At 37.0% G+C, this 10,509-nt stretch carries 10 protein-coding genes and 1 riboswitch; of the genes, 3 read left to right on the top strand and 7 right to left on the bottom strand.

Annotated features, from left to right (window positions below; genetic code table 11):
* Positions 1-821: LPXTG cell wall anchor domain-containing protein (locus ACEN31_RS03165; RefSeq protein ID WP_407101635.1), on the top strand; the 821-nt coding region annotated here is incomplete at its 5' end.
* A gap of 256 nt (positions 822-1,077) precedes the next feature.
* Here the strand turns inward: ACEN31_RS03165 and ACEN31_RS03160 are convergent.
* Positions 1,078-1,950 carry a helix-turn-helix domain-containing protein gene (locus ACEN31_RS03160; protein ID WP_407101634.1) on the bottom strand — a complete coding sequence of 291 codons (873 nt, stop codon included), beginning with the start codon at positions 1,948-1,950 and terminating at the stop codon, positions 1,078-1,080.
* A 23-nt stretch (positions 1,951-1,973) separates the two neighbouring features.
* Positions 1,974-2,516 carry a cysteine hydrolase family protein gene (locus ACEN31_RS03155; RefSeq protein WP_138404748.1) on the bottom strand — a complete coding sequence of 181 codons (543 nt, stop codon included), beginning with the start codon at positions 2,514-2,516 and terminating at the stop codon, positions 1,974-1,976.
* A gap of 205 nt (positions 2,517-2,721) precedes the next feature.
* On the opposite strand from ACEN31_RS03155, the gene ACEN31_RS03150 reads away from it, so the two are divergent.
* Positions 2,722-4,419, top strand: a complete 1,698-nt coding sequence (locus tag ACEN31_RS03150; protein WP_407101633.1) for an aryl-sulfate sulfotransferase — start codon at positions 2,722-2,724, stop codon at positions 4,417-4,419.
* Positions 4,420-4,464: 45 nt separating this feature from the next.
* Here ACEN31_RS03150 and ACEN31_RS03145 read toward each other — a convergent pair whose 3' ends face one another.
* Positions 4,465-5,364, bottom strand: coding sequence for an acetamidase/formamidase family protein (locus ACEN31_RS03145; protein WP_407101632.1), 900 nt, complete (start codon positions 5,362-5,364; stop codon positions 4,465-4,467).
* Positions 5,365-5,601: 237 nt separating this feature from the next.
* Here ACEN31_RS03145 and ACEN31_RS03140 point away from each other — a divergent pair, with 237 nt between their 5' ends.
* Complete coding sequence (locus ACEN31_RS03140; protein ID WP_407101631.1) at positions 5,602-6,243, top strand: hypothetical protein; 642 nt, start codon at positions 5,602-5,604, stop codon at positions 6,241-6,243.
* Between the two features lie 108 nt (positions 6,244-6,351).
* Here ACEN31_RS03140 and ACEN31_RS03135 read toward each other — a convergent pair whose 3' ends face one another.
* The 4 genes from ACEN31_RS03135 to ACEN31_RS03120 form a co-directional block, all read right to left on the bottom strand.
* The gene (locus ACEN31_RS03135; RefSeq protein WP_407101630.1) at positions 6,352-7,332 is read right to left on the bottom strand and encodes an ROK family glucokinase; all 981 of its coding nucleotides are present in this window, start codon (positions 7,330-7,332) and stop codon (positions 6,352-6,354) included.
* A gap of 152 nt (positions 7,333-7,484) precedes the next feature.
* Complete coding sequence (locus ACEN31_RS03130; RefSeq protein ID WP_407101629.1) at positions 7,485-8,051, bottom strand: chromate transporter; 567 nt, start codon at positions 8,049-8,051, stop codon at positions 7,485-7,487.
* Positions 8,048-8,635, bottom strand: a complete 588-nt coding sequence (locus ACEN31_RS03125; protein ID WP_407108610.1) for a chromate transporter — start codon at positions 8,633-8,635, stop codon at positions 8,048-8,050. The genes ACEN31_RS03130 and ACEN31_RS03125 overlap by 4 nt, the downstream gene beginning before the upstream one ends.
* 123 nt (positions 8,636-8,758) lie before the next feature.
* Positions 8,759-10,126 carry a LysM peptidoglycan-binding domain-containing protein gene (locus ACEN31_RS03120; protein ID WP_407108609.1) on the bottom strand — a complete coding sequence of 456 codons (1,368 nt, stop codon included), beginning with the start codon at positions 10,124-10,126 and terminating at the stop codon, positions 8,759-8,761.
* Positions 10,127-10,355: 229 nt separating this feature from the next.
* A riboswitch (TPP riboswitch) is annotated at positions 10,356-10,458 on the top strand.
* Positions 10,459-10,509 lie beyond the last annotated feature (51 nt).

Genomic DNA, 10,509 nt, shown 5'->3' with positions numbered 1-10,509 from the left:
AAGAGTTGCCTGAAGGTACTTATATAATCACTTTAGACACACCAGCAGGTACAGTCTCTGAAATCAATGATACGACAGATCAATATGCAGTCGCTACTGATGAAGATGACGTTTATACAATTGAATTAAACGACGAAAATCTAGGTAGTAGTTCTGCAATATACGGTGCATTTAGACTTGTCGAAGCACCAGTTCCAAACCCTGATACATTTACTTTAGGTGTGGAAGTGCGTGGATTAGACGATCGTCGTACTGATGAAGTGGGAGTGACTGTAACAAATAATGATGGTGACGAGTTTACTGGTTCATATAATGAATACTTACAATGGTTAACAGACGAAGAGTTGCCTGAAGGTACTTATATAATCACTTTAGACACACCAGCAGGTACAGTCTCTGAAATCAATGATACGACAGATCAATATGCAGTCGCTACTGATGAAGATGACGTTTATACAATTGAATTGAACGAAGATAATCTAGGTAGTAGTTCTGCAATATATGGTGCATTTAGATTAATCGAATCGGATGAAAATGGTGGTGGCGGTTCTGAGAGTTCTGAGAGTTCTGATGAGTCAAGTGACGAATCTAGCGACGAGTCCGACGGATCAGAAAGTTCTGACGAATCTAGCGATGATGGATCTGACGATGAATCAAATGGGTCAGAAGACGAATCGGATGACGATGGAAACGTCATTGTAGACCAAGATGACGACATCTTACCGACAACTGGTGAAAGTAATACGATGATTATTACTGTTGTTGCTATCGGTTTACTAGCCGTTGGTGGACTTCTACTTTACCGTAGAAAACGTAGTTAATCTTATATTTAAATAACCAATAGAAAAAGAGCCTGCGAACATCATGTTTGCAGGCTCTTCTTTGTCCCCTGTAACCTTTGTATAGTTGAGGCTTTAAATTAAAAAGTTTTCGTGTAATAGGATTCATGCGTAGATATTCTCCTTATGTTATTGGGTGGTACTTTTAATATAATGAATATCTTAGTCTTTTTGTAGACTCAAATATAGGGTTGATGACGATTTCATTATTTGTCATCAACCCTTTTTTAGATCTAAATTATTTGCTTTCAGATGTGGAGTCTTCGATTGATTCACCGGACTCTTTTTTTAATTTTTCTCTTTCAAAATAGACTAAACCAACACCTATACCGATTAATATTAACACGCCTAAGACATTCCAAACGGTAAATAATGGGATATTAAACTGCATACTGATGACTAAATTAATTATAATCACAACCGGTACTAAACCAAAGGCTGCAACTGCTAAGAAACGCCATGAAGATAGATGCATTCTTTTATAAATAAAGTATAACGCCCAAAGATAGATTAGAGAGACGAGAGTAATTGGAATAGCTACATTCACCAGTATATTATTCGCACTGATCACTAAGTTTAATAAGAATAAATATGGAATAATCAACACACTAAAAGCGATTAAACTAGACATGATTGGGGTGGTTAAACGGAAGAATAAAGGAAGTATAATTCCCCAAGCAAAAACTATTGAAACCGATGCAATACCTGACCAAGTAATCGTGTTAACACTAAGAAAATCAATGATTAAACATGCCACGATAACAAATGCTAAGACTCCGGTAATCGCGATTAACCACTCCCTTCGAGTGTGTTTAAACTGTTCACTCATATTATTATTCGCATACTCTAAGACGTTTTGAGTGACATCATGTTCTGAAGGTGCTGATTCATCGAGTGAATAACGTTCGCCACGTAATAATTCATTGACTGTGACGCCATAGAAATCTGCTACTGGCTGAACTTGGTCCATCTCTGGTAATTTACTACCATCTTCCCATTTGACTAAATCTTCTTCACTCACATTAATTGCTTCTGCCACTTCAGTGGTCGACAATCCTTTGTCCCGACGTAATTCCAGTAAAAAATTTCCCATTCTTTCTCGTTCAAGCATTGTATATGTCTCCCTTCCTTACCTTAGTCAATAACTTCTGTATGAAAGCAACGTGTCATATGCTCTAGCATCACTTCGCCTAAATCAGTGAATGTTGCTACACCGCGGCGATGTGTCAGTGTTTTAAAGCCTTCAGCATCTGCTCCTCCAATTGTTTGGAATACACAAATATCAGTCGTAACTCCGACTACATGTACCGTATCAACATCTAAATTACGCAATGTTTCTGCTAATTCCGTTTCAAAAAATGAATTATAATTTTGTTTAGGAAAGTAATGAACATTCTTATGTTCTTGATTCGCCTGGAACCAATCTTTTAACTCTCCATACAATTCCTGTCCCGATGTATTTACCACATTATGCACTGGCCACAGGTCAAAGTGAGGATCATTTGGTTCGTGAGCATCCATCGCAACTACAACTTGTTTGTTAGCGCTTAAAAAATCATCCGCTAAGTTTCTGATATAAGGTACAATTTCTTGACCTGGCTTCCCTACAGTCAATCCTCCGTCATCAGCAACAAAATCATAACTCATATCTACAATTATTAAGGCCTCTTTAGTCATATTATACGGCTCCTTTGCTTTTTCTTTATTATCCCATACTCCAGGTCAAATTTAAAAGTATATATCCTTTCATACCAATAATTGTACGATATATTTTTTGTACTTAACGAAAAATTATATTTTGTATTTTCAATATTTTTTCTCACATGGTAACATAGAGTTAACTAGTAAGTTTGTTGCCATTTATAATAAATAGGAGGTTTCTATGCGACTTAAAACTCTTTATAATGACTCTCTTCCACGGATGCTGATACTTTTTACATTTTTTATTTTTGTCATGACGCCTGCGACTATTTTCGCTGAAAACAATGATGACACCGAAAATATTGACATTCGACTTTATCAGGATAGTACGACTACAGTTTATGATTTTGTCTTACCTGATTCAGAATTTATCGCACGCAATTTTAATCATACAGATCCAGAAATACAAACTCAGTATGATGCTGCTGTTCAAAAGTTAAAATCGATGCATAATTTCTCTTTTGAGGATCCTCTTTTTATCTTAAACCCTTACGGTACAGTCACAAATGGTCTATATATTAATTTTAATCATCATAATGACGACGCTACAGTTAATTATACAATTACAACTGAAGGTCATAAGAATGACCACATCTTCCAAAGATCTTTAAAAAATGCGAGTGAGGATTCTGACTTGTTTGAATCGCAAATTATTGGCCTCGTACCCGGTGTTGATAATCATATCGAATTAGAATTGGTGGATAATTCGAACGAGGTGATTGATACATTATCTTTTAACATTCAGATGCCTAAAACATCTTCTTTCTATCCAAGTTACTTATCAACTCAAGATGGGGACAGCACAAGACAATTATCTGATGGACTATTCTATTTAGTAGGCACTTCACAATTTAATGGCTTTACGTATTTCTTTGATAATGAAGGCGTTCTTAGAGCTGAAATTGACACAAATTCATACCGCTTTGATAATTTATTATTCCACGAGGATTATATTATTATGGCAAATACGAGTACACAACTTATTGTCATGAATTCTTTGGGTCAAATTACACAGTACTATGATATGCCTGGCTATAACATGCATCATGATTTCATTATAGGACAAGAGGATGAAGTGTTGATACTTGCCTCTTTAAACGATAGAAAGTCGATTCGTCGAGAAGATATTATCTTATCGCTTGATTTGAATTCAGGTCAGATCAAAGAGTTACTAGATTTAAAAGATGTGTTTGGTGACTATATGCAAGTGACGACCCCTTCATATAATCAAGATGGTGATGCCACAGATTTAGATTGGATCCACATTAATTCGATAGAAAAAGTCGACGAAGACGCTGTTCTGTTAAGTTCTCGTGAGACTTCAACAATCATTAAAGTTAGCAATCTTTATGATGAACCAAAAGTTGATTACTTAATTGGGCCAGAACCTGTTTGGATGGGAACGGACTACAGCAACTTACTATTAACACAAAAAGGAACATTCCCGCTTCACGGTGGCCAGCATTCATTGAATCTTTCTAGAACGTCAATTCAAAGTGATGGCGAATATTATGTTACATTCTTTAATAATAATTATTGGCGTTATTTAACACGTCCTGATTATATGGGTCACATTGAAGAGCACAATAGTCGCAACTTCGAGCCTAACCCTGATGATCTTTCTTATATGTATAAATATTTAATCGATGAAAGTGAAGGAACCTTTGAACTTATTCAATCATTCCCTGTTCCTTATTCGTCAATTGTAAGTAACGTTGATCCCTTACCAAATGGGAACTATGCTATTAACAGTGGTAAAGCTAACGTGTTTAGCGAGTACGATTCAAAAGGCAACTTAATTCGTTCATATCATTATGTGAGCGGAAACTTTGCGTATAGAGCATTTAAAGACAACTTTACTGACTTCTGGTTTCAATAAAATAAACGGTCTCCTTTTCAAATGGGAGACCGTTTTTGTTTGCTTTTATTTAAAATTTTTAGCTAATTCTACGAATTCTTTCTGTATTCCTACTCGCATAGAAGCGTCCGGATTAACTGTTTGACAGGCAGCTAAGTCTGCTTTAATTGTCATTAACATCCCGGCTTGGTTAAAAGTGAGTCCCGCTTCTTTCATTAAGAATTCTACCATATGGTCATTTGCCATCACAATGGCTTCATTAGTAGTTTCCCCATAGCCATATGAATAATAGGCTTCAGCAGTTTCAACTAATGGACCTGAATGTGGGTAATCCTTCATTACTTCTACAGTGACATGAGCTTCGCCTCCCGCTTCAACACCACAACCCCAAACTTCACCGTCACCCATTGAGGCATGCATATCACCAATCGCAAGTAAGGCTCCTTCGGTATGAACTGGTAAATACACGACTGACCCTTCTGAAATCATCGTATTATCCATATTCCCACCATGAGGTCCTGGTGTACCTGTTGTGATTCCTTCATCAGCATTTGCTGTTCCAATGACGCCAATCATTTTATTCAGCGGAAATTCAACACCTTGGAATTCAAAAGTACCTTTATCTTCGTGAATAGGACAAATGACTGTTTGTTCTTCCTCAATTCCTTTGGTGAACAGTTTATTTAAACCAGGTGCTGAAACAACGACACCGTAATCATTCAATCTAATCGTATTAATTGTTACTTTTAGCACATCCCCTGGCTGTGCTCCTTCAATGTATAAAGGTCCCGTAGCAGGGTTTACTTTATTAAAGTCAATTTCACTAATAACATCTGATTCTGTTTTAATGGTATCTGAAAAGCAATCTTTCGTTTCAAATATCACTTGAGCTCCGCTTTTAACGGTCCCAACGGCTTGGTTTTCTTTATCCATACTATAAATAACATTGTCTTTTGAAATTCTCATGTTTATCCACCTTTCAAAATCATTATTATCCATATCATAGCAGACTCTAATCAAAATGACCGAAAAGTTCCTGTGGTGACAGTGAATAATGATTAAACATCCTGTTTTACCACTTTAAACACCTTTATTCTTAAATAATTCAATATTTTAACCAAATAATTTACTTTTTACCATTGCCTTTAAACGATTTATGGCTTAATCTTAAGTATATAAGAATATCACTAAGGAGAGAAAATCATGAGTGAATTAATCACTGTCAAACAATTAGCAGATAAGTTGGGTGTTCCTAAAAGTAAAGTATCCTACCAAAGTCGGAAACTAGATGATAGTCTCATTCTTCAACAAAATGGCACTAATTACTTAACTGAACGTGCACAGTTATTAATTACTCAAGCTATACACGACTTGATGAATCCGCCTACGGCTGAAGATGTCGCAGAAAAAGCTGCTGAAGAAGTGGAAACTGATACAGAAACTGTTGAATCGGTTGAATCTGAACAGTCTGAGCAGCCAGCTCAAACTAAGTCATCTGAACAAACCGAACAAACTGATGAAACTAATGAAACTGACTCAGAAAAAGATGATGATGAAGACGAAGACCAAGACTCTTTATCTAAAGAAACGAGTCAAGAAATGTTGGATTTACTATATGAGTGGATTGATAATCTAGACGATCAAATTGAAGTAAACCAAGAGCAATTAGAAGTGTATCATGATCAATTAAGAGCTAAAGATGAGCAAATTGATAAATTAACGCAATTATTAAATCAATCTCAACAGTTACAGTTACAACAGCAACAGCAGCAATTAAAACTTGTTGAAGACATTGAGTTTGAAAAGAGCTTGACTTGGTGGCAAAAACTTTTTGGTAAGAAATAACCACTGTATAAAGTGTTTAAACACTATCTAAATGCACTTATATTCATTATTCTGTAAAACAAGCCCTGACTTCCAAGGAAATCAGGGCTTATTTTTTGTTATGCAATTTTATCCGACTAATTTACCATCATTCACTAACTCAGCTGCTCCTAAAACTGCTGCATCATTACCTAATGATGCAATAACTATTTCAGTCTTTCCTTTAAGTGCTGGGAAGATATAATTATCGCAATGTCTTGCAACTATTTCACGTAGATACTCTCCCGCTTGTGCTACGCCCCCACCTAGAATGATTTTAGATGGGTTTAACATGTTCACGATATGTGAACAACCTAAGCCGAGGTACTCACCAAACTGTTCAACCACGTGTTTAGCAAATACATCATGTTGTTCTGATGCTTCAAAGATATCTTTCGCACTCAGTTCTTCACCATTATCGATACGTTTTTTAATCTCAGAGTCTCCACTATATTCTTCAGAGTACTCACGTGTTAGATTCATCAATCCTGTCGCTGAAGCTAAAGCTTCTAAACACCCGATTTTTCCACAAGTACACGCAATACCACTATCTTTATCAATCGTCATGTGGCCGATTTCACCTGCTGCGCCTGAACTTCCATGGACGATTTTACTATCAACAATAATTCCGCCACCGACACCGGTTCCTAAAGTCACCATCACAACATCGGAAGCATTATCTCCTGATCCATGACGTTGTTCACCTAAAGCAGCAATATTAGCATCATTATCCAAGTAGAATGGTAATTTAAAGGCTTCGATAAATTGTTCTCCGACATTTTGAGTCTCCACCCAGTTTAAATTATACGCGCCTGTTACTGTTAAATCGATATGATTAACCGTTCCAGGACTTCCCATACCAATACCTAAAAAGTCTTCTGTTGTTAATTGATATAAATCCATTCTTTCTTGTATTGATTCAATCAGATTCGGAACAATTGCCTTCCCACCATTTAAAACTACTGTATTTACCGACCATTTTTGGAGTATTTCTCCATTTGTCGATACAATAGCTAATTTTGCTGATGTACCCCCTAAGTCAATTGCGATAATTTTATCTTTCGTTGTCATCATTACTCCTCCATCTTTAACTGATATATTTCACCCACTAAATAATTCTCTAGAATGATAATGCTTACTTTATTATTGTATCAAAATTTCCTTGAATAACCACTCTATAGAAAAGAATAATTACTTTTTTTTGCAAAATTAGGCTTTGCCACCTAAAATGCTCCAATGATAACTGACGCAATCACATTTAATACACCTGCAAGTAACATGACTTTCACTGGATCTACTTTCCATTTCATAAGTAAGAAAAGACAGATTCCGAAGATGATAACCGCTGTGATCTTAATCGTCTCAATCCCTATCACTTCAGTTCCCCAAAAAGATGTCACTAAAATTGAAACACCTGCCGTTGCAATCATAGCGACGACTGCGGGACGAAGTGCTCTAAGCACATATTGTAAAACATCCATCTGACGGTATTTCATATATAGAAAAGCCAAAATTGTCACCAATATAACTGAGGGAAAAACTGAACCAAGTGTCGCAGCAACTGCCCCAAAGACACCCGCAATTTGAGTTCCCACAAAGGTAGCTGAGTTAATCGCAATCGGTCCCGGCGTCATCTGAGAAATGGTAATTAAATCTGTGAATTCTTGTAAAGTCAGCCATTGATGTGAATCAACAATTTCTGCTTGAATTAAAGGTAAAGCCGCGTATCCTCCTCCAAAACTGAAAGCACCCACTTTTAAAAAGCTGACAAATAATTGCCAATAAATCATTGAGTCATACCTCCTTTATTGCGGTTAAAGAAAAATTGAATCAATCCAATACTAGCTGCCACTAGAATAATTAACATCACATTGACATTGAAAATATAATTAGCAATAAAGGCGATAAACATCGTTGCAATAAAGAGTGGACTTTTTGTGTTGGTCACTTGTTGCCCCATTCCAATCACCACAGCTGTGATTACGGCACCAACACCCGCTTGCATCCCTTCAAGCATTAAGGCGATGAAAGTATTTTCCCGGAAAGCATCATAAAATAATGCAATGAGAGATATAATCGCGAATGGAGGAATGATCGTTGCGATTACAGCGGTTAATACTCCAAGCATCCCAGCTAATTTATAACCAACAACGATGGCTCCATTCACGGCAATCGCACCTGGAGCTGATTGTGCAATCGCGACTAAATCTAACATCTCATCTTCATCGATCCAGCCATAATCATCTACAAACGTTTTTTTCATTAGAGTGATAATGACATAGCCACCCCCAAAGGTAAAGCCACTTAACATTAAGGTTGATAAGAATAATTGCTTTAATATTTGCCCTTTTGATTGATTTTCATTTATCTTCATATAATTCTCCTTCAATCATCTTTGTAGTTATCATATTAGCTTAAATAGAATAAAATGTGAATTAAATGATTTTAGACAACAAAAAAGCTAAAGTGAATATATCACTCTAGCTTTAGTTTATTCTTAGTATGCTGGGTTGAATGAAACGTGAACATGGTCATAATGGTTGGCAGTGATACTTCCACGGTCTTCCATCGCTGTCCATTGTTGGTTCCAATCTCCATAAATTTGTTGTTCCCAAATAACGTATGAGATATCATTTTCTGCCATACTATTGATTGAGTAATTAGCAATGTCATCTCCCACTTGAGATCCAACAGGTACCATAAAGTCAACGGCTAATCCTGCACCGTGATCTTGTGCGTCACCTGGACGGTAAAGGCTGAATGAGTCGATACCATAGATTGCTGCAACTTCTTCTTTATAAGCTGCTGCATGTGGTTGTAAGCCAGCGTTTTCAGGGTTAGCTGCTGGGTCTGTTGCTGGTTCTTCATAAACAGGTTCTTCGTATACTGGTTCTTCGTATACTGGTTCCTCGTAAACAGGCTCTTCATAGACTGGTTCTTCAGGTTCTTCGTATACTGGTTCGTCAACTACTGGTGTTTCTTCTTCAACTGGTTCCCAAGCTTGACTGTTTTCGTCAACAGTTAAATCAGTTTCGTAAGTTGGCTCTTCATAAACCGGTGCCTCAACTGGGACTTCCTCTACAGGAGCCGCTTCGATAGGCGCTTCCTCAATTGGAGCTTCTTCTACTGGTACTTCTCCGTAAACAGGTTCTTCGTAAACAGGTGCCGTTTCAGCTGGAACTTCTGTCGCTGGTGCTTCTGTATAAGCGGCTGCTTCGACAACTGGAGCTTCTTCAACAACTTCTGTTTCAACAGGTGCTTCTTCAACCAGCGCTTCTACCGCTGGCTCTTCTTCTACCCATGCTGGAACTTCTTCAATAATTGTATTTGATGGTGCAGCACCACCTGCTGATGATTCCGTTTCTGTTTCTGTAACTGTCTCTTCAGGAACAACTACTTCTTCAACAGGTGCTTCTTCAACAACTTCCGTTTCTGTTTCAGGTTCAGGCATTGCTTCTGGAGCAACTTCTTCTACTTCTGGAATATCTGATAAGTTGACTGGAATACTTACTTCTAAAGTATCTCCATTTGGTGCATCAACTGTTAAGTTGCTTGCGCGGTCATTCGCATCATATTGAGCAGTTAAAACTGTCTCAGGAAAGATTAAGTCAACATTTTCAATGTTATTAATTTCCGCTAAATAACGTAATTCAATATTCATCGCTTCAGAGATGACACTTAAAGTATCTCCGTATTTTACTGTATAAGATAATTCATTCTCTTCAGTCACAACGATTTCTTCAAGCACATCTTCTAATTGGCGAGCTTGCCATGTAGTATCTGAATCAATCGCCATTGCGATTGGGCCATGTGACATCAATGCTAAGATTGATGATCCAAGCCATAATTTCTTTTTAAAGTTCATATATAAGTTCACCTTTTTTTAATTTATTTTTCTGACATGAACTACTTTAGCATAGTAAAATCTGGAAGCCAATGACATTTCTTCCTTTTAAATGAACTGTATTTTGTCTGTAACATAACACTTGCATGTACATTTGATTGTAATAATTGACCTTATTCTAATAGGCTTTCCGATTGCATACGTTTGCAACCTACCTAACACTGTTGTACAATATTTCATAGATTACATCATTAAAAATACGGGGAGCTTTTGAAAGTAGAGCTGAGAGGAATGTGACATTCGACCCGCTGAACCTGGCTGCTTGCAGTGTAGGGATCATAATTTGCCTTAAAAGCTACTGGCGGAGATGACCTATACTGGATATCTCTGCCTTTTTGTCTATT

Origin of the sequence: Ruoffia sp. FAM 26255 (assembly GCF_045528525.1) — a bacterium.
Taxonomy (GTDB): domain Bacteria; phylum Bacillota; class Bacilli; order Lactobacillales; family Aerococcaceae; genus Ruoffia; species Ruoffia tabacinasalis.
The sequence above is the reverse complement of the archived record's forward strand: the minus strand, read 5'-3'. Positions and strand labels throughout refer to the sequence as shown.

Coding starts and splice junctions, on each gene's coding strand:
- ACEN31_RS03160 (WP_407101634.1), bottom strand. CDS start 1,950: ATGCTTGAACGAGAAAGAATGGGAAATTTTTTACTGGAATTACGTCGG.
- ACEN31_RS03155 (WP_138404748.1), bottom strand. CDS start 2,516: ATGACTAAAGAGGCCTTAATAATTGTAGATATGAGTTATGATTTTGTT.
- ACEN31_RS03150 (WP_407101633.1), top strand. CDS start 2,722: ATGCGACTTAAAACTCTTTATAATGACTCTCTTCCACGGATGCTGATA.
- ACEN31_RS03145 (WP_407101632.1), bottom strand. CDS start 5,364: ATGAGAATTTCAAAAGACAATGTTATTTATAGTATGGATAAAGAAAAC.
- ACEN31_RS03140 (WP_407101631.1), top strand. CDS start 5,602: ATGAGTGAATTAATCACTGTCAAACAATTAGCAGATAAGTTGGGTGTT.
- ACEN31_RS03135 (WP_407101630.1), bottom strand. CDS start 7,332: ATGACAACGAAAGATAAAATTATCGCAATTGACTTAGGGGGTACATCA.
- ACEN31_RS03130 (WP_407101629.1), bottom strand. CDS start 8,051: ATGATTTATTGGCAATTATTTGTCAGCTTTTTAAAAGTGGGTGCTTTC.
- ACEN31_RS03125 (WP_407108610.1), bottom strand. CDS start 8,635: ATGAAGATAAATGAAAATCAATCAAAAGGGCAAATATTAAAGCAATTA.
- ACEN31_RS03120 (WP_407108609.1), bottom strand. CDS start 10,126: ATGAACTTTAAAAAGAAATTATGGCTTGGATCATCAATCTTAGCATTG.